General features: G+C 32.1%; 20 protein-coding genes. All 20 read right to left on the bottom strand.

Going from position 1 to position 20,499, the window contains the following annotated elements:
• Positions 1 to 8 precede the first annotated feature (8 nt).
• The gene (locus J3495_RS06940) at positions 9 to 875 is read right to left on the bottom strand and encodes an ABC transporter permease (protein ID WP_210665826.1); all 867 of its coding nucleotides are present in this window, start codon (positions 873 to 875) and stop codon (positions 9 to 11) included.
• A gap of 241 nt (positions 876 to 1,116) precedes the next feature.
• Positions 1,117 to 3,084 carry a nucleoside-diphosphate sugar epimerase/dehydratase gene (locus J3495_RS06935; RefSeq protein ID WP_210665825.1) on the bottom strand — a complete coding sequence of 656 codons (1,968 nt, stop codon included), beginning with the start codon at positions 3,082 to 3,084 and terminating at the stop codon, positions 1,117 to 1,119.
• An 84-nt stretch (positions 3,085 to 3,168) separates the two neighbouring features.
• Entirely contained in the window at positions 3,169 to 4,053 is an 885-nt protein-coding gene (gene rfbA / locus J3495_RS06930; protein WP_210665824.1) for a glucose-1-phosphate thymidylyltransferase RfbA, read from the bottom strand.
• A gap of 82 nt (positions 4,054 to 4,135) precedes the next feature.
• Positions 4,136 to 4,981 (bottom strand): dTDP-4-dehydrorhamnose reductase, encoded by an 846-nt coding sequence (gene rfbD / locus J3495_RS06925; RefSeq protein WP_210665823.1) that lies wholly within the window; start codon positions 4,979 to 4,981, stop codon positions 4,136 to 4,138.
• Positions 4,981 to 5,529 carry a dTDP-4-dehydrorhamnose 3,5-epimerase gene (gene rfbC / locus J3495_RS06920; RefSeq protein WP_210665822.1) on the bottom strand — a complete coding sequence of 183 codons (549 nt, stop codon included), beginning with the start codon at positions 5,527 to 5,529 and terminating at the stop codon, positions 4,981 to 4,983. The genes rfbD and rfbC overlap by 1 nt, the downstream gene beginning before the upstream one ends.
• Positions 5,530 to 5,544: 15 nt before the next feature.
• Positions 5,545 to 6,684, bottom strand: a complete 1,140-nt coding sequence (locus J3495_RS06915; protein ID WP_210665874.1) for a DegT/DnrJ/EryC1/StrS family aminotransferase — start codon at positions 6,682 to 6,684, stop codon at positions 5,545 to 5,547.
• Positions 6,674 to 7,102, bottom strand: a complete 429-nt coding sequence (locus tag J3495_RS06910; protein WP_210665821.1) for a WxcM-like domain-containing protein — start codon at positions 7,100 to 7,102, stop codon at positions 6,674 to 6,676. Before J3495_RS06910 ends, J3495_RS06915 begins: the two co-directional genes overlap by 11 nt.
• Positions 7,099 to 8,064, bottom strand: coding sequence for an MraY family glycosyltransferase (locus tag J3495_RS06905; RefSeq protein ID WP_210665820.1), 966 nt, complete (start codon positions 8,062 to 8,064; stop codon positions 7,099 to 7,101). The genes J3495_RS06910 and J3495_RS06905 overlap by 4 nt, the downstream gene beginning before the upstream one ends.
• The gene (locus J3495_RS06900) at positions 8,064 to 8,963 is read right to left on the bottom strand and encodes an NAD-dependent epimerase/dehydratase family protein (RefSeq protein WP_210665819.1); all 900 of its coding nucleotides are present in this window, start codon (positions 8,961 to 8,963) and stop codon (positions 8,064 to 8,066) included. The genes J3495_RS06905 and J3495_RS06900 overlap by 1 nt, the downstream gene beginning before the upstream one ends.
• Positions 8,964 to 8,966: 3 nt before the next feature.
• Positions 8,967 to 10,169, bottom strand: a complete 1,203-nt coding sequence (locus J3495_RS06895; RefSeq protein WP_210665818.1) for a glycosyltransferase family 4 protein — start codon at positions 10,167 to 10,169, stop codon at positions 8,967 to 8,969.
• Positions 10,169 to 11,014, bottom strand: a complete 846-nt coding sequence (locus J3495_RS06890; RefSeq protein WP_210665817.1) for a dTDP-4-dehydrorhamnose reductase family protein — start codon at positions 11,012 to 11,014, stop codon at positions 10,169 to 10,171. Before J3495_RS06890 ends, J3495_RS06895 begins: the two co-directional genes overlap by 1 nt.
• 9 nt (positions 11,015 to 11,023) lie before the next feature.
• Positions 11,024 to 12,145: a non-hydrolyzing UDP-N-acetylglucosamine 2-epimerase gene (wecB, locus tag J3495_RS06885; RefSeq protein WP_210665816.1), complete on the bottom strand. Its 1,122-nt coding sequence runs from the start codon at positions 12,143 to 12,145 to the stop codon at positions 11,024 to 11,026.
• 42 nt (positions 12,146 to 12,187) lie between these two features.
• Complete coding sequence (locus J3495_RS06880; RefSeq protein ID WP_210665815.1) at positions 12,188 to 13,222, bottom strand: polysaccharide biosynthesis protein; 1,035 nt, start codon at positions 13,220 to 13,222, stop codon at positions 12,188 to 12,190.
• A 136-nt stretch (positions 13,223 to 13,358) separates the two neighbouring features.
• Positions 13,359 to 14,123, bottom strand: coding sequence for an AglZ/HisF2 family acetamidino modification protein (locus tag J3495_RS06875; protein ID WP_210665814.1), 765 nt, complete (start codon positions 14,121 to 14,123; stop codon positions 13,359 to 13,361).
• A gap of 2 nt (positions 14,124 to 14,125) precedes the next feature.
• The gene (gene hisH, locus J3495_RS06870) at positions 14,126 to 14,740 is read right to left on the bottom strand and encodes an imidazole glycerol phosphate synthase subunit HisH (protein WP_210665813.1); all 615 of its coding nucleotides are present in this window, start codon (positions 14,738 to 14,740) and stop codon (positions 14,126 to 14,128) included.
• Positions 14,737 to 15,879 (bottom strand): N-acetyl sugar amidotransferase, encoded by a 1,143-nt coding sequence (locus J3495_RS06865; protein WP_210665812.1) that lies wholly within the window; start codon positions 15,877 to 15,879, stop codon positions 14,737 to 14,739. Before J3495_RS06865 ends, hisH begins: the two co-directional genes overlap by 4 nt.
• Before the next feature lie 5 nt (positions 15,880 to 15,884).
• On the bottom strand, positions 15,885 to 17,024 hold the full coding sequence (locus J3495_RS06860; protein ID WP_210665811.1) for a glycosyltransferase family 4 protein: 1,140 nt from the start codon (positions 17,022 to 17,024) through the stop codon (positions 15,885 to 15,887).
• Between the two features lie 483 nt (positions 17,025 to 17,507).
• A complete protein-coding gene (locus J3495_RS06855; RefSeq protein WP_210665810.1) occupies positions 17,508 to 18,122 on the bottom strand; it encodes an acyltransferase family protein in 615 nt (204 codons plus the stop codon).
• A gap of 54 nt (positions 18,123 to 18,176) precedes the next feature.
• Complete coding sequence (locus J3495_RS06850) at positions 18,177 to 19,607, bottom strand: hypothetical protein (RefSeq protein ID WP_210665809.1); 1,431 nt, start codon at positions 19,605 to 19,607, stop codon at positions 18,177 to 18,179.
• 14 nt (positions 19,608 to 19,621) lie between these two features.
• A complete protein-coding gene (locus J3495_RS06845) occupies positions 19,622 to 20,497 on the bottom strand; it encodes a glycosyltransferase family 2 protein (protein ID WP_210665808.1) in 876 nt (291 codons plus the stop codon).
• Positions 20,498 to 20,499 lie beyond the last annotated feature (2 nt).

The raw sequence follows: 20,499 nt of genomic DNA, 5'->3' as shown, positions 1-20,499 counted from the left end.
AAAGCTAATTAAACAGTATCAATAAAGCTTTTTTCAGTTTTATTAAAAATTAAAAGTCCGATAAAAAACAATATAACAGTGACTATGAATGTATAAATTAGTCCCATTACCGAAACATTGCCAACATTCAAAAGCATATAGCGTGAAGTCTCGATAATATAAGCCAGCGGATTATACTCGACAAGCCAACCTAGTTTGGGTAACTTTTGCTTTAATAATTGCATTGGGTACATCACCGCCGAGAGGTACATTAGCAATTGTATTCCAAAACCAATCAAATGGCTAAAATCTCTATATTTTGTTACCATCGAAGAAATCAGCATTCCTAATCCAAGTCCTAAAATACCCATAATAGCAATTAGAACGGGGAAAAACACCAGATAACCATTCAAAACCAAATCATATCCTGCAATATAGTAGTAAATATAAAAAGCGATAAAAATTAGAAATTGAATTCCAAACTTTATCAAATTTGAAATCACGATCGAAAGGGGTGTAATAATTCGAGGGAAATAAACTTTTCCAAAAATACTAGCGTTCGCTTTAAAAGTATCTGAAGTTCCAGTAAGACAGGCTGTAAAATAATTCCAAACGGTGATTCCTGCTAAATTGAATAAAAATGGCGGAATCCCACCTGTTTTAATTCCGGCAACATTGTTAAAAATGATAGTAAAAGTGACTGAGGTAAACAAAGGCTGAATTAAGTACCAGAGCGGGCCCAAAACAGTCTGTTTGTACACTGTAATTACGTCTCTTTTTACAAACAGAAATAACAAATCTCTGTACTGCCAAATTTCTTTGAAATTTAAGGAGAAAAAATTATTTTTTGGCGTTATTTCAAACAACCAGGATGGATTATTTTCCGAATTATTCATTGCTACATTAATAGTTATATATGCTCTAGAATTCTAAATAGTCTCACCAGAATGATAAAACTAATTGACAGCAAATATACTTTTATTTTGATTCCATAACAGATTGAAAAAACTAAAATTCTATTCGCAATAAAGTTTCTGTCAATTAACCAGATTTTTATGTAAAACACTACGGCTCTAAAACGCAAAAAGGTGCTTTTTGCTAAAAAAACACCTTATTTAAATTTAGAAATCTATACCATTATTTGTCCAGTACTTCAAAACTAGAATTCATACTTTTGAACTCCGGAACAATTTTCTTCATTTTTGAAACGATATCATCATTATCAAAAAAATTGGCTATCCCAATTAACTCGTCAATCTCAGTATGCAAATTTTCGTATTCATCCTGAATTTCCTGAGCAATCATAATTTTGTTGTGGTAGGTTGGTAATGTTTTCGAATTGTCATTTAGTAATTCTTCATACAATTTTTCGCCTGGGCGCAAACCAACGATCTTAATTTTTATCTCTTTGTCAGGAATAAAACCTGCTAATTTTATCATTTTTTTGGCCAAGTCTATAATTTTGACAGGTTTTCCCATATCAAAAATATAAATTTCACCACCATTACCCATTGCTCCAGCTTCTAGAACCAGTTGGCAAGCTTCAGGAATCGTCATAAAATAACGAATAATATCCTGATGGGTTATGGTAACAGGACCACCTTCGGCAATTTGTTTTGTAAACAGAGGCACAACCGATCCGTTGGAACCTAATACATTTCCAAATCGAGTAGTAATAAACTTCGTTTTATAATTATTCTCCTCTTTTTGATTTTTCAGAAACAATGATTGTACGTATTTTTCGGCAATACGCTTACTAGCTCCCATAACATTACTCGGATTCACCGCTTTGTCTGTAGAAACCATTACAAACTTCTTGACACCATATTTACATGCCAGATCAGCCAAATTTTTTGTTCCTTCTATATTGGTTAGAATCGCCTGTGATGGATTTTCTTCCATTAGAGGAACGTGTTTATAGGCCGCTGCATGAAATACAACTTGAGGTTGTAAGTTTTTAAACACTCTCTCGATAGCTTGTTTGCTTTTTACATCGGCAATAACAGCATGTATTTTAGCATTTGTTCCTGCTGCCTGCATTTCCAAATGCAAACTATGAAGTGGCGTTTCTGCCTGATCTAATATTATAATGGCTTTAGGACTAAAACCGGCTACTTGGCGTACTATTTCGCTACCAATAGAACCAGCTGCACCTGTAATAAGAATCGTTTTATCTTTTAATTGTTTTGAAATAGACTTGCTATCCAAAACAATTGGTTTTCTCTCTAATAAATCTTCAATTTGAATGTTCTTTACCTTTTGAGAAATTTCTTTTTGATTTTCCCAGTCGGAAATTAATGGAACCGTATAAACCCTATAATTGAACTCTAAACATTGATCTACAATTACCAATTGTTCGTCTTTGGTCAAACTTTTATCTGCTATAATTACCCCTTCTGCGGCAACAGATCGCATTAAGGCTGGTAATCTTTTTCTCTGAATAAGTATGGGCAGATCCAGCATTCGCTTAGATGCATTCTGACTGTTTTTATCAATAAAACCAACTATTTTAAAACGAGAAGGCGTTTCAAATTTTAAGGCATTGGCAACGGATATAGCATTGGCGTCTGTACCGTAAATTACAGTTCTAATTAATTTTGATGACGTTTTTTCAGAAAAATAAAGCTCAAAGGTTTGCTTTACAACCACTCGGTATAAAAATAAGCCACAAAATGACAGTACAATATTTATAAAAAGAGCAGTATTTAGAAAAGCTTTGTGTCCTGAATATAGTTCATAAAGCAGATTAACAAATAAAAAGAATACCAAGACAGACATTTGCGAAAAAAGCAATTTTATCGCGTCAATGTAAGAAGAGTGCCTGATAATTCCTGAATAAGTTCGGAACAACCAGAAAAAGAAAATATTTGTTACTATAATACCACTTATGTAAACATAATGATGCGACGTTATAATATACCCCATAGCAGTGCCCTCAAATAACATGTAAGTGAAAGAAAATGCAAATGCAATAACTAAAATATCTATCGCAACAATAATCCACCTTGGCAGATAACTAAGATTATGAATACTGAGTCTTAAATTTCTTGGTGACAATAAATTATGCAACAAATCCCCTATTTTGTTTTGTTTATTGGTATCCAAATGAGTTTGGTTTTAATATTAAATTCACGATTTGTATTACAAAAATACAAATTAAAGATTTCAAAAAATTATTTTCTATCGAAATTAAAATCTAACGCCTCTTTTTTTCTGTTTCAAAAATTCAATCAAGTACGCCCCATAGCCAGATTTGACCAATGGTAGAGCTAATGTTTCTAATTGATCGTCATTGATAAAACCTTGTCTCCAAGCTATTTCTTCAATACAACCAACTTTAAGTCCTTGTCGCTCTTCAAGCACCTGAACAAATTGCCCTGCTTGCATCAAACTATTAAAAGTTCCAGTATCAAGCCAGGCTGTACCTCTGCTTAATATGCCAACTTTTAAAGCTCCTCTTTCGAGATATACCTTATTTACATCTGTAATTTCATATTCTCCACGAGCACTCGGTTCAATATTTTTGGCAATTTCCACAACAGAATTATCATAAAAATATAATCCCGGCACTGCGTAACTTGATTTAGGATTTTCAGGTTTTTCTTCGATAGAAATCGCTTTCAAATTTTCATCAAACTCAACTACACCGTATCTCTCCGGATCCGAAACATGGTAAGCAAAAACAACACCACCTGTTGGTTTAGTATTTGATTTTAAAAGTTCCTGCATATTAGAACCAAAAAAGATATTATCACCTAATATCAAAGCAACATCGTCATCTCCGATAAACTCTTCTCCAATTACAAAAGCTTGAGCCAAACCATTTGGAACAGCCTGCTCTGCATAACTAAATTTACATCCTAAAGCGGAACCATCTCCTAAAAGTTTTTTAAAATTTGGAAGATCATGAGGGGTAGAAATAATTAAAATTTCGTTAATCCCTGACATCATCAAAGTCGATAACGGATAATAAATCATCGGCTTATCGTAAACCGGCATCATTTGTTTGCTCATGGCAAGTGTCAACGGATGCAATCTTGTGCCAGAACCTCCCGCTAGAATAATTCCTTTCATAAATCTTGATTTTAGATTTTAGATTTTAGATTTTAGATTTCGTTAACGAAATACTAAATTCAAATTTTTAAATCATGTTATTTTAAATGAATATTTTTTTCAAACTTTCTTTATAATTTGGAATATCTAAATTATAAATGGTTTTAATTTTTTTCTTATCTAATAAAGAAAATTCCGGCCGTTTTGCAGGTGTTGGATAAGCTGATGATGGAATTCCGCTAACGTTACAATTATAACCGCCAAATTCTTTTATATCCAACGCAAATTCATGCCAACTTATTTCTCCTTCATTTGAATAATTGTAAATTCCCGGTATCCAATTTGGAGCTTTCAAAATATCAAGCATTGCCTGAGCAAGATCGGCAGCATAAGTTGGCGAACCAATTTGATCATTTACCACATTTAAGGATTCTCTTTCCTGCATTAATCGCTGCATGGTTTTTACAAAATTGTTTCCAAATTTACTATATACCCAAGAAGTTCTTACAATAATTGCGTCTGGATTTTTTTCTAAACAAGCAATTTCACCCGCTCTTTTACTAGCCCCGTACACATTAATCGGATTCGTCTTCTCCTCTTCATTTAAAGCAATCGAAGAAGTTCCGTCAAAAACATAATCAGTAGAAATATGAATTAATTTCGCTCTATTCTCTGATGCAAATTCTGCTATTAACTTTACAGATGACTCATTAATTGTAAAAGCTAATTCTGTTTCTGTCTCAGCTTTATCAACTGCCGTATAAGCACCACAATTTAAAATTATATCAGGTTTAATTTCATTTAATTGTAATTTTAAAACTTCTAAATTATCCAAGGTAATTTGAGTTCTATCTGCAAAAATCCAATTGTATTCCGGATATTTTGAAGATAAAACCGAAAGTTCAGAACCTAATTGGCCGTTTGCTCCTGTTACAAGAATTTTTTTCATTAAAACAAACTATTACAATTATCAATAAAAGGAAGTATTTGATCTTTTTCTGAAACGATTGCGTCTTTTAAATCCATTCCCCAATCAATATTGAAAGATGGATCATCAAATTTAATACCGCCTTCAGAAGCTTTGTTATAAAACTGATCGCATTTGTACATCACCGAAGCTGTTTCACTAATTACCGAAAAACCATGTGCAAAACCTTGAGGAACTAACAATTGTTTTTTATTTTCGGCAGACAATAAAACGCTAAATGATTGTCCGTAAGTTGGAGAATCTTTTCTTAAATCTACTGCAACATCAATAATTTCTCCTTCTAAAACTCGAACCAATTTTGTTTGTGCAAAAGGCGGATTTTGATAATGTAAACCTCTTAAAGTTCCTTTTTTAGAGAATGACTGATTGTCCTGAACAAACTCAATATTGATACCTAAATCTTCAAATTTGGTTTTACTATAAGACTCAAAAAAGTAACCTCTCTCGTCCCCAAATACGGTTGGTTCTACAACTACTAAATCTTTTATAAACGTCTCTTCAATTTTCATATTAAACTATAATTCTTATTTAAAAAAAGCGCTAACCACCTCTTTAATTCTATTTCTGTCTTCTTCTGTTATATTTGACCCTGAGGGCAAACACAAACCTTTTTCGAATAATTCTTCAGCGATTTTCCCTCCATAATATGGATATTTTTCAAAAACTGGTTGCAAATGCATCGGTTTCCAAAGTGGTCGAGTTTCTATGTTTGCGTTTTCAAAAGCGAGCCTTAAATCTTCCCTACTTGTATTTTTTACAGTGTCTGGTTCTATCAAAATTGTACTCAACCAATAATTTGAATAGTAGTCATCACTTGGCACTTCAAAAAGGGTTACTCCTTCAATACTCTTGAAAATTTCTTTATAAAAACTGTGTATTGCTCTTCTGGAATTTATATTGTGTTGGAGAATTTTCATTTGCCCTAATCCCACTCCGGCGCAAATATTACTCATTCTATAATTATAACCAATTTTACTATGTTGGTAATGTACTGCTTCATCTTTAGATTGAGTAGCATAAAAAATAGCTTTTTCTTTTAACTTTTTTGAATTTGTAATTAACGCTCCTCCACTTGAAGTCGTAATAATTTTATTTCCATTAAATGAAAAAACTCCAAACTCACCAAAAGTTCCGCACTTTTTTCCTTTGTAAGAACTTCCCAAAGCTTCGGCGCTATCTTCTATAATCGGAATGTTATATTTGTCGGCAATCGCATGAATTTCATCAATTTTATAGGGATTGCCATAAAGATGAACGGTGATAATCGCTTTTGGTTTTTTACCTTTTTCAATTCGGTCTTTAATGGCCATTTCCAGACTTTCCGGACAAAGATTCCAAGTATCCCATTCGCTATCTACAAAAACCGGAATGGCTCCCTGATATAAAATCGGATTGGCTGAAGCCGAAAAAGTCATGCTCTGACAAATTACTTCATCCCCAGATTGAACTCCTAATAAAATTAATGCCAAATGAATGGCTGAAGTCCCTGAATTTGATGCCGTTATATAACATTTTTCATTAATATAACTTTCTAATTCTTTCTCAAAATCATCTACATTGGGTCCTCCAGAAGTAATCCAGCTCGAATTGAGTGCCTTCTGAACATAATCTGCTTCAAAACCGCTTTGTTCGGAAAGTGATAAAAAAATTCTTTTATTTATCATCAATTTTCCAATAATCTGACTCGTATCGAACATCATCTTCTTTAACATTTGCAAGTGGTAAAGTAGAAAATGAAATTAATTTTGAATCTTTTTCTAATGATTGAATAGCATTGGCATAACCCGCGGGAATATGAACAATTTTACTTTCTGATGCGGAAACAAAAATAGTTTCGATCCTTAAATCTTTCGATGGATGATCCCAATTATCAAGTTTTATAAAATGAATTTTGAAAGATCCATTTAAACAATAAAAGTTTTTTGCATCTAATTTATGTCCTTGCCAAGCTCTAATAGGGTTTTCATCAGAATTACTAATGATATAAAACCTTTCAATATCCTTAAAACTGAAATCATTCACATAGGAAATGGTTCCGCGATGATCTGAAAAATTTCCACCTTGAATTATTTTAGGATTCATAATTTAACTTTCAAATTATTTTTATTCAGCAAATAAAACTTCAAATTATATACAAAAAGTAAAGGCAACAGAATAATTATAAACAAAACCAAATCCTGCACTTTTTGGTACAAACAAATTACCAAAGCCGAAACGACAATTTGAGTGATTGCATAACATAATGAAACCAATCTGTGATCCATTTTATATTCGTTACTCAAAACCTGATATAAATGCAAACGGTGTGCCTCAAATATATTCTGTTTTAAATACAGTCTGTGCATGATGGTACAAATGGCATCAACTCCGTAAACAGCTAAAAACAAAAGCCAGATTAGAGAATCTGTTCTTAAAATAAGTTTCAATACCAAATAAATAACCCAAAATGCAATAGCAATACTCCCAACATCTCCCGCAAAACATTTTGCTTTTTTTCTATAATTAAAAAAAAGAAAGACAATGCTGGCAATCATCGCATATCTTATAAAACTACTATCCGTAAAAAGTTGAATCTTTTGATTAACATACAATAATGAACCCATGACCACCAAAGTATAAAGTCCGGTTATACCGTTTATGCCATCCATGAAATTATAGGCATTTATTAACCCTATTGCTAAAATATAAGCTATTACAATCCCAAAAAGAGGAACAGAATTAAAAACGCCAATTTCAAAAAAAATCAATGTTATCGCCAAAAACTGAACTGACATTCGAATTTTATTTGATAAACTCTGGATATCATCCCAAAAACTTACCAAGCTGACTAATGTAATTCCGATAAAGAAAAAGTAATTATCCCGAACATGTTGTGCAAAATAAAGCAAGGCAGAAAACCAAAAGATAATTCCGCCCCCTCTTAAAGTTATTTCAGTATGCGAGCTTCTTTGATTGGGTTTATCAATGATATTAAACTTATCTGCTACTTTGAAGTAGAGCAGTATTAAGATCATTAGAAGAATGCCGAGTATTGTGTATTCCATTATTTATTTGTGAAGCTTTTAATTGTTTTTTCCAAACCTTGTTGTGCCGTAAAGGGAAGTTTTTCAATTCCAATTGCGGACTTTATTTTTTGATTTGAAACTCTGTAATTTTCTGTTAATTTTTGAATAGTTTCTGAATTAAGAGGGAATTTTACCAAATCTCCAAGTTTTGCGATTCCATTTATGACTGATTTAGGAATAGCAATTGACAAGTTTTTTTTATTAGCGGTCGAAGATATAATTTGAACCAAATCATTTGTTGATAAAACTTCGTCATCTGCAAAATTATAAACCCCTGATTGAATATTTTTATTCACAAGAATTTCCTTAATCATAAAATTAAGATTATCAATTCCTAAAAATGATCTTTCATTATGAAAGGCTGCTAATGGATAAGGAATTCTTTTATTAACCACATTATAAAGTAAATTTAAATTTCCTTTATTGCCCGGACCGTGAATCATACAAGGTCTAATGATAAAAACCCTTTTTCCTTGTGGAATTTCTTTTGATAAAATATATTCTTCAGCCTGTAATTTAGATTGTCCATACGGCGTTTTCGGGCTACCTAGAGCATTTTCAAGCAAAACTTCTGAAACTTCATCTGCAACAGCTTTGACGCTGCTGAAATAAATAAAGTCCTTAACTTCGCTTTGTAAAAAAACATCAAACAATTCTTTGGTTAATTCTGTATTAACTTTAAAGTATTCAGAAGCATCACTGGTATTTTTTGTATCATGCGCTTTTCCAGCCAAATGAATGACAGCATCTGCATTTGCATCTAATTCCCAATTTAAACTTCGTAAAGAAACAGGGTTTACTAAAAAAGAACTGTTTGACAAATACTTTAAAAGATTATTGCCCACAAAACCACTTGCTCCGGTTATTTCTATTTTCATTTCCTACTTATTAATTATTCCTACAAGCTTATCTATCAACATTTCTCTCTCAAATTCCTTTTTGAAATAATCTAAAGCATTTTCCCTCATCTCATTTTTACTTTCAGAAGATAAATTATAAAATTTAATTACGTTTTCAGCAAATAATTTTGAATTCTCAGGTGGAGATACAAAACCTGTTTTTGATTCTTCTACAACCTTGGCTCCCTCACCTTCAAGAGAAGCCAAAATTGGCTTTCCACAAGCTAAATAGGATTGTAATTTTGAAGGAATCGTTAATGCAAATATTTTATCTTTTTTTAACGAAACAATTAGTGCATCTGCACATGAGAAGAAATGTGGCATCTCATCTGCCGGAAAAGATCCTAAAAAAAAGAAAATATCCGCTAATCCTTTATTTTTTACCTCATTAAGATAATAATTCTTTTGACGTCCGTCTCCTAAAAAAACCCAATTAACTTCGATACCAAAATCTTTAACAATCCTGGCAGCTTCGATTAAAGTATCTATTCCTTGTGCTTCTCCTAAATTACCGGCAAATATAAGTTTGAAACCTAAAGGCAATTGAGACAAATACTGATCTGTTGGATTTACTGGCTTATATAATTTTTCAGCAGAATTAGGATAATAAACTAATTTTTGTGAGAAATCACCTTGCTCAATAATATAACTTTCAAAACCTTTTGACTGCACTAATATCTTCTCAGCATTTTTATAAATAACTTTGGTTATTTTATTAAAAAAACTAAGTATGTATTTATTCTTTATGCCTCCTGCAGCAGAGAGACTTTCCGGCCATAAGTCCTGTACCCAAAAATAATAGGGTAACTTCATTTTTCTGCTTGCTACTATTGCAGGTAATCCGACTGTTACCGGTGAAGGTTCATAAACAAATATTTTATCAAACTTTTCTTTAATGAAAAGAACTTTTATACTACAAAATATAACAAAAGAAATATAATTTAGCATCAAGCGAATACTTCCTTTTCCTCGGGGGAAAATCTTAGATCTGTATATTTTTATCCCATTCCATTCCTCATCATTATTTTTCCAAAATGAATAATTCTCATCAAAAACCCCCTTTGGGTAATTTGGAATAGCAGTTAAAATACTAACCTCATGTCCTCTTTCTTTTAATCCTAAAGCTAAGTCATTAATTTTAAAACTTTCTGGCCAAAAATATTGTGTTATAATTAATATTCTCATCAATTATAATCATAATTATTACCGTCAATCCACTGTTTCATCTCCAAAATCATTTCTTCATAAGATGGTACACTATAATCAAAATCAGTTCTTAAGCTCTTCATGCTTTTATCAACCTTATATTTAGAATTTTCAGAAACAATCAAAGCGTCATTCCTGAAAATTCTATTAAATAATTTTAACAAACTATACTTATCAATTTTATTTTTGCCTGCAACAATTATAAGTCCCTTTATGTCTTGCAAAATTGCCTGATGAATCACTTTAGCTAATTCTATGGTTGTAATTCCTGACCAAAAAGCCTGTGAATAACCATTTACACCTTCCTTTTGCTGCATGAACCAATGAAACAAACCAATTCCGTTATTATTCAATTCCGGACCTATGATTGATGTTCTTATTGTCAAATCTTTTTCATTCTCAATTTCACCCATCGCTTTCGACATAGCATAAAATCCTTCACCATCTCTAACATCCGATTCTGTATAATTTCCTTTTTTTCCGGAAAAAACACAATCTGTACTAATACTAATTACTTTAGTTTTTGTGTTTTTTGTCAATGATTCTAATAAATGAGGAAAATAACTATTGAACCATATTGCTTTGTCCGGGTTATCCTCAGCATCTTTATTCAAAATTCCAATACAATTTATAATAATATCAAAATTCGAATCGATTATTTTTTTCAGCTCTTCTATATTGGATACATCAAGGTTGAAAGTTTTATCTGTTGATTCAAAATTTCTTGCTATACCATAAAGATCATATTCTCCTAACTGAGGTAATGACTTGAACAATATATGTCCTGCCATTCCTTTAATACCAATTACTAATACTTTTTTCATTAAATATTTTTATTTATCCCAAATAACTTTGTTAACAATGGGAGTATAACTCTGAATTACCTTAACAATTCGTTCTGAAGTATTGGTTAGCTGATATTCTAATGGCAATTGAGAATTGCTATTTATCGAAAGCCCTTTTGTAATTTCAATAGCATTAAGCATGCTTTCTTTACTTACTCCTCCTAATACAATAGTTCCGGCATCTACCGCTTCTGGTCTTTCGGTACTTGTTCTAATACTAACAGCCGGAAACCCCATCATAGCGGATTCTTCACTAATAGTACCGCTATCAGATAGCACGACATAAGCATCTTGCTGTAATTTAACGTAATCAAAAAAACCTAAGGGAGCTACACTTTTTATTAATGGATCGAAAGTAATATTAGAACTTTCTATTCTTTTTTTAGTTCTGGGATGTGTAGAAAAGATGATGGGCATTTTATATTTTTCTGCAACAGTATTTAATGACTCTGACAAAATTTCAAAGTGATTTTTTAAATCAATATTTTCTTCTCTATGCGCACTTACAACCATGTACTTCCCTTTCTCTAATCCTAATCTTTCAACCACATCTGAATTTTGGATTTTAACTTCATTTTTCTTTAAGACCTCATACAAAGGCGAACCTGTTACAAAAACATGATCCTTACGGAAACCCTCGCTCAATAAATATCTTCTGCTGTGTTCAGTATAGGTTAAATTAATATCCGAAATATGATCCGAAATCTTTCTGTTGATTTCTTCTGGCACATTTTGGTCAAAACAACGGTTTCCCGCTTCCATGTGAAAAATCGGAATTTTTAATCTCTTCGCTGCAATGGTACTCAAAACACTATTGGTATCTCCTAAAACCAGTAATGCATCCGGTCTTTCACTTGCAAGTATTTCGTATGATTTTGAAATAACATTACCAATAGTTTCACCTAAATGCTTACCTGCAACATTCAGAAAAAAATCAGGTTTTCTTAAATTTAAATCTTCAAAAAATATCTCATTCAATTCATAATCATAATTCTGTCCCGTATGTATTACAATATGCTCAAAATACTGATCACACAGTTTGATACATTCTGCCAGTCTGATTATTTCAGGACGAGTTCCAAGTATAGTGGCTAATTTTATTTTTTTCATAATATTTTATTTTTTGATTTTCCCTTCGGAAAATTTCACTTTTTAACTTGCTGAAACAAAAACGTCTTCCCCAAACACTTCTTTACGAACTAGAGGTAATTTCGAAAGCAATACTTTCATTCCTTCTACTCCAAGCTGTTCAGTATTATGAGAATGATAATCTTCTGCTGTTGCGATATTTTCTTCTCCCTCTGAAAAGTATATAGCATAATTCAAATCCCGGTTATCAGCAGGAATGCGGTAAAAATCTCCCATATCTTCTGCTTTTACCATTTCCTCACGAGTACATAAAGTTTCATATAATTTCTCTCCATGACGGGTTCCGATAATCTTGATTTCTGTATCTGCTTTACATAATTCTTTCAAAGCTTTCGCCAAATCTCCAATAGTTCCTGCAGGGGCTTTATTTACAAATAAGTCACCTGGATTACCATTTTCAAAAGCAAACAAAACTAATTCCACCGCTTCTTCCAATGACATTAAAAAACGGGTCATATTTGGATCCGTAATCGTAATTGGATTCCCTTCTTTAATTTGTTTTAAAAACAAAGGAATTACAGAACCTCTCGAGGCCATTACATTTCCATAACGTGTTAGACAAACTGTTGTATCCGATAAATTTCTGGACGCTGCCACGGCTACTTTTTCCATTAATGCTTTAGAAATCCCCATCGCATTAATAGGATAGGCTGCTTTGTCTGTACTCAGACAAATCACTTTCTTTACTTTATTAGCACCTGCGGCATCAATCACATTCTGTGTTCCAAAAACGTTAGTTTTTGTAGCTTCCAAAGGAAAAAATTCACATGATGGCACTTGTTTTAAAGCTGCTGCGTGAAACACATAATCTACTCCGCGCATTGCTCGCTCTACACTACCATAATCTCTTACATCTCCGATATAAAACTTAAGCTTATCATTTTTTAACTGATTACGCATATCATCTTGTTTTTTCTCGTCACGAGAAAAAATTCGGATTTCTTTGAAGTGGTCAGTGTGAAGAAAACGGTTTAGAACTGCATTACCAAAAGAGCCTGTACCTCCAGTTATAAGAAGGATTTTATCTTGAATTTCCATTTTGTATTAATTCTATCTAAAAAAATGTTCACGAAGACATTCGCAGATTTATCGCCATGCTGATTATTTAAATTAAAAAGCTGTATTTATGCCTTTTCTTAATCTGCATTCATCTGCGTGAAAATTTTAATTATGTTTATATTTTAAAGATCTTATTTTTTTCTAACTGTGTTGGATAGTTAATCAATACTGCTTTATATGGTCCCTTAAACACAAACAAACTACCCGCAGCTACTCCAATAACTCCATGAACATCGATGACTTTTTCAATGTCCTGCAAAGAACCTGCACCTCCTAAGACAGTCATAGGAAGCGAAATTTTTTCTCGCACTTTAGCAATTAAATCCATATCGTAGCCTTTCATCACTCCATCTTTATCAATGGAATTAATTACAATTTCTCCCGCACCCAATTTCTGAGCTTCTTCTACAAATTTAAAAGGATTGATTCCTGTAGCTTTTTTACCGTTATGGGTATAGACTTCGTATCCTACAAGTAATTTTTTCTTAACATCGAGAACCACAATAACACTTTGTGCTCCTACCCGATCAGAAATTTCAGTAATTAATTTCGGGTTTTGCAAAACGGCCGAACTCAAAGCAATTTTTTCAATACCCAAACTAAAAATACGCTGTGCTTGTTCAACTGTTTTAACACCTCCTCCGTAACACAAAGGCATCATCGATTGGCTGGCCAAACGCTCGATAAGGCTATAATTAGGTTCTTTACCCAGTACTGTTGCATCAATATCAAATATTGCTAATTCATCTACTGCTTTTTCATTAAAAATTTTAACCGCATTAATAGGATCTCCAACGTATTTAGGATTCTTAAAATTCACGGTTTTTACCAAACCATTTTCATGAATTAAAAGGCTTGGTATAATTCTGGGTCTAAGCATAGTTACAATTTTGCAAAATTATGTAATAAAGTTTCACCATAGTGATGACTTTTCTCCGGGTGAAATTGAATACCATATACATTCTGGTGATGGGTTGCACAAGTGAATTGTCCACCATACTCAGAAATTGCCAGGATATCATCGGTATTATTGCATTCAAAATAATAGGAATGCAGAAAATAAAACAAAGCATCTTTTTCTAAACCCTCAAACAAAGGATTAGAAATTACTGGATTTACATCATTCCAACCCATATGAGGGAGCCTTGTAACTTGCTGAATCTTGGTTTCGTCAAATTTCTTTACCGAAGCATCAATCCATTTCAGCCCCTCCAGCTTTCCTTCGTCACTAGAATTTCCCATCATTTGCATACCTACACAAATACCAATAACCGGCAATTTCTGCACCATGACCAATTCATCTAGTTTTTCACGCATACCAGACTTTATCAATTCTGACATGGCATGATCAAAATGACCAACTCCAGGTAAAATTAATTTCTGGGCACCTTCTAAATCAGCCGCAGTTTTGGCAATTTTGGTTGGCACATTTACTCGTTTATATACATTAACAAAGGCGTTGATATTACCAACGCCATAGTCTATAATTGTTATCATCTAAATAATCGTTTTTCAAGTCCTAGTTTTCTCATCACTTTTGCACCTAGACCTATTAACTTTATTTTGTTTTTATAATCGTGAAATGTTTTATTTTCACCCTCATATATTTTTTGCAATTCCTCAACAGTAAGATCTAGTTTATTTGCTACATATTCAAACTCTTTCTTCAAATCTTCTTCGCTCAATTCAGGTTTAGATATTCTTGCCAAAGCTTCTTCTCTTGTCATTTGCCCTGTTAAGATAAGACTCGAAAAGTGGATCTTTCTCCTATCAAACCCGAATTTCTTAGGTAGCCAAAAATCCTCATAAAATCGAGTAAATCTAGATTCGTGATGTTTGTGCTGAAAAGGTTCCCATCCAAACTTTTCTACCAGCAACTTTTCTACATCTGTCTTTATATAAGGAAGTAAATTCAATGGTTTAAAAACCTGCATTCCTAATACATAGCGGTAATAGAGCTTGTAACTGAGAATATCTACTAACGGAAAAGTTTTAAGCGGACGCTTTCCAAACTTTGAATGTATATCTTTTACCAACATCATATCTATCCCCGGAAAACCACCCCATTCTTCAGGTTCTCTGCAACATTCTGTAGAGAAATTTCCGCCTGTCAAAACGTATTTTATTTTATTTTTTTTGGCAAACGTATATAAGCCTGAAAAAAAAGCGTAATCCTGAGGTAAATCCTGATCAACAATTTGCGATTTCAAAAAAGCAACCTGCAAATCCTTCATTTCTTCCCAATTGATTACTTCGGTATATAAATCCAAACCTAAACCATTGCACAATTTCTCGATATTTCCAACCGCTTTATCTGTATTCCAACCTGCATCGACGTGAAACAACAAAGGTCTTATCCCCATTATTTCTTTCGCTACATAAGCCACGTAGGAACTATCAAGTCCACCGCTCAAACCTATGATACAATCAAAATCTTTTCCTTCTCCCTCTTTTTTTATTTTAGCTGCTACCTGCATTAATTCATCATAACCTTTCTCATCGGTATGCCAGTTAGGCACTATTACGTTATGAAAATTATGATAGTAATCTGAAATGCCGTTTTCATCAAAAACAATATTTGGATCTGTTGTATCCATGATAGTTTTTGTGCAAATTTGATAAGCTCTGTTTTCCATTTATTTTAAATATGTTTTACTAGATAATCCCAAGTTTTATTTGAGCATGAGTTCCACGAATACTCTAATGCTAATTCTTTTGCCCTCTTGGCATTCATAAGCCGAGTAGCATCATTTTTAATTAATTTTTCAACTGCAGAAGCTATTGAATCTGGATCCATTGGATTGAAATAAACTCCCCCTTCTTTCAAAACCTCAGGCATTGGCCCTCTATCAGAAGACGCTATAGGCAAACCAACTGCCATAGATTCCAAAAGTGTTACAGGAAGATTTTCACAACTTGATGCAAAAATAGATATGTCCGAATTTGATAATAGTTTTGGCATTTCTGATGGGGTAACAAATTCAAGAATCTTCACAAATTCATTATTAGGATCAGATTTCTGAATCTCTTCATCTAACAACTTTCTGGATTCTCCGGTACCTCCTCCTGCCAGAACAAGTTCGACAGGCATATTTTTTCTTCTTAAAGTTGCAATCGCCTTAACAACATTCCACTGATGTTTATACATTTCAGTATTTGAAACATAGATACATTTTATAGTTTTCTGATTAGTCAAATTCTCTTTTGGACAATGCATTTCATCCTTAAAAGATTTTCCAACACCATGAGGGATTACAACCGCACTATTAATGTTCCCTGTAACTACCTGTACAGTATTCATAGAATATTTAGTAAGAAATATAACTCCTTTAGCCTGGCGCATAGCCTTGTTTTGAAAAACCAGTTTCATAAAATTACTTAAACGGGAAATTCCCCACCCGTATATTTTCATAATCCCTGGCTCATATTGAATTAAATCTTGACTCATTACCACCATTGGAGAAAAAGAAGAAAAAGTACTTGCATCAGTTGCAAATAAAATATCAATTTCATTTTTTTTTGCTTCTTTCTCTAATTTAAAACACTGCCAGAAAATTTGTGTAAATAGTGAACTTTCCAAATCTTCCGGATTATGCTTAATAAGCCATGGTTGATCAGGCAAAGAGTCTAATAGCGATTTAAATGCCCAAATATGAACTTCGTCAATCCCATAATCTTGTGGATTCCCTTCTGATATTATCCCAATTACGTGAGCTTTAGCCCCACCCGAACGGTTACGAGAGGCATCAATTCCAATTTTTATTTTTTTATTATTAATCATTTTTAGTAATTTCTAATTTAATGCTAACATTGCTATCTTCCTCCGGTTACAATTGAATAGAATTTCGGAACAAAACGTTTTAAGCAATACCCAACAAAAAGACTCATTATTATTGTTATCACGGGAGCTATTATATATATTAGCAAAGACATTAATTCATTTTTATTTGTTAAGTAAAAAAAGATTTTTTTTAAAAACGATAACATGGGCTCGTGAAAACAAAGATAAAAAACGAATAATTGGAAAAAGTATATAATCTACTTTTGGTCAAATCCCAATTTTTAACTAAAACATCATACAAACTCCAAACAGCAATAACTCCAATTAAAACACTGATTTTATGCAAAATAAGTAATAGGTGGCTATTATCATAGTTATACTGAACAAGTGCATTTCTAAAAAAAAGAATCACAATCCAAATTAATGTATAAATTAATTCTTTTTTTGAAAACTTAATTTCCAAGATTTCTTTTTTAAGTATACTTATAGATACACCAAAAGCAAAAAAAGTAATGACTCATTAGAAAAAAATATAAAGTTAAAATCTAAAAACCATGCAACCATAAAAACAACTAAAGCAAAATAGCTGAATTTTTTTATTAGATAAAATAAAATAGGTGATAAAACTACCAAAATCATTAAATCTCTCAAAAACCAAAGTTGATAAGGAATTGGATTGATAAAAACAGAAGAAATAAATTCAGAAACAGTATAATCTATTACATGTTTATTGGTAAAAAAGATGGCCAATTGTGGAATAGATTGCATTATCAGGAATAAAAGCAAACAAAAAATCGACCAAAACAGGTAAGGAATTACTATTGTTTTTAATCTTTTATTAAATTTTAGAATAAATTCCTTAAGTTCTCCTCTACTGTTTAGAAAAAACAGATATCCTGAAATCGAAAAAAATAAAGGCACAGCAACTCGTGCTATTCCCTGACTAATAAAGTTCTGAATAAATGTACTATAACCCTGATCTACTAAAACAGTTCCTGAAGTCAAATTAATCACCAAATTATAGGAGTGTAAAAACACAACCATTATCATAGAAAAAAAAGAAATCAATTTTAATTTTACACTCAAATATTCATTCATAAACTTTACTTTTTTTTAATAAAATCATAATCAAAAACTCGACTGACAAATGCTCTAAAGCTTTTCAAACTTAAAAAAACCTTTAAATATTTGGTACGTAAAAAATATCGCAATAACATCCAGCAATATCCAATCTAATCCGAAACTATTTAAAGTCGAATAAAAAACGAATAATATGATGGCTCTTTTCAAATAAAACAGATAAATATCATTTTGACTTAAATTCAAATATATCCTTTTAAAGAAAAACCCCAAGAAAAATATCGGAATCAAAGAAAACCATTTCCCCAGCAAAGCGTAAAACTCACCATAGAGCGTAAATTCATCCGATTGATACCCTTCACCTACTCTTGATAAACTTGGCGTTCCTATTTCATTGTAAATAAACGTGGTTGCGTTTGAGGCCCTCGGTGTATCAAAAACTGTGAAACCTGGTGTTAAAATATTATCTACAATACTTTTAAAATAATACCAGGGATTAAATATTCCCGCATATTTATCAGAATTAGACATTATTTCTGCACAATAATCCAAAAAACCAATCCTATCAAAAACTTGTTTCAAAACCAAATCAGACCCATCGGTAATAGCATCTGTAAAGTCAAATTCCTTCAGAACCTCGAAAGTTTCCCCTCCAATATTTCCTCTATTTTCAAGACGAGGCCGCAAGAACGTAGAAACTGCAAATATCAAAATCATAATAGGTACCAGAACGGCTCCAAATACTAAATATATTTTTTTAACTTTAATACTATCATATAGGGCCAATTGTGCAAAAATAATATAATTGATAATTGATAGTATTGCAGATCTGCTACCTGTTAAAGTTTGTATAATAACCATTAGAATAATACCCCCCAATACAGCAGTTTTAGTTTTTTGACCAATTCGTTTTCCAAACAAAAACAAAAAAACAATCGCCATAAAAAGCATCGTTCCCAAGTTCACAAAAAGACTCTGAATCATGCCCATTATTCCTTCTAAAAAACCCAAACCAACTCGCTGATAAAAAGCGAAGAAATACCCAATTCCAATTAAAACAACAATCAAATGTGTTTTTACAGGAACAGCATTTATTACTTGATCTAATGTAGATTTTCGTAAACCATTAATAGTAAGCCCAAAATAAAACGCAAGATTAGCTATGATGATAAATACCAAAGCATAATTAAGATTCTCAGCTGTAAAAGGAAATCGCGTAAAAACATTTGAAAAAGAATAATTTAACAGTGTTACAATTCGCAATAAAAAATAGAAAACCATTTGCAGACATAATAAAATAACAAAAGGATCGCGCCTTCTTTTTTCCAAAAATAAAAAGACACCAATTTGAAAAGATAATGCAGTACCTAACAGAATCGTATTAAAATTTACATATAAGGCTTCCCCATTTTTATAATAGGAATACCATAATAAAATCAAGATACCTAAATTAGATACTTTTAAAATTTTATTTAAATCGATTTCTTTTAAACTTTTACCCATTTAGAAGTCTCATGTTATTTAATCCTGAATTGACACATTAGATAACCACCAATTGCTTTCAACGTTCTTTTTAAGTTATTTGTACTCAATGATTCCAGATAACAATTACTAGCTTCTGTATACATATACAAATAATGATACATGCGAGCCGCATTAAAATAATGAAGTGAAGTTGCCGATTTCTGTTCGGGTAATGATAGATCTTGAAAGTATTTATCCAACAAAGATTTTGCTCTATCAATCTGTTTAACAGAATAGGATATATTCTCTCCTTCCCAATACCCGCCAAGGCTTTGGTCAATATATTTAAAACGGTTTGTTACTTTAGCTACTCTAATCCAGTAATCATAATCCTCAACTGCGATTAGGTTTTTATCTTCCGTAATTTTTCCGGTTAGATCAACAATACTTTTTCTAATTAACACACTTGAATTTACGATTCCATTGCCATTAACAATCAAATCGTTTGAAATATTTTCGCCAAAAATCCTGCCCTTTGCCACGCCTTTTGACTTTTCTAGATTAGAATAGATATCTAAATTGTGATGGATTAAATCGTAATCATTCAAATAAGGTAAAGAGTCATTCAATTTATTTGGGTACCACCAGTCATCCGAATCTAAAAAACAAATCCAATCACCTTTAGCTTCAGAAATTCCTTTATTTCGAGGTCTTGCCGGTCCTCCAAAGTTCTCATCTTTGATATATTTTATTTTCAATATAGAATTGTATTTTTCTACAATTTCTTTTGTATTGTCAGTTGATCCATCATCACATACTAATACCTCAAAATTCTTATAGGTTTGATGTTGTAATGATTTTAAGCATCTATCTAAATCGTTAGCTCTATTGTAAGTTGGTATTATTACTGAAACAAAAAAATCTCCCATGA

Source organism: Flavobacterium geliluteum (assembly GCF_017948595.1).
GTDB lineage: Bacteria > Bacteroidota > Bacteroidia > Flavobacteriales > Flavobacteriaceae > Flavobacterium > Flavobacterium flavipigmentatum.
This window is presented reverse-complemented; position numbering and strand designations above follow the sequence as displayed.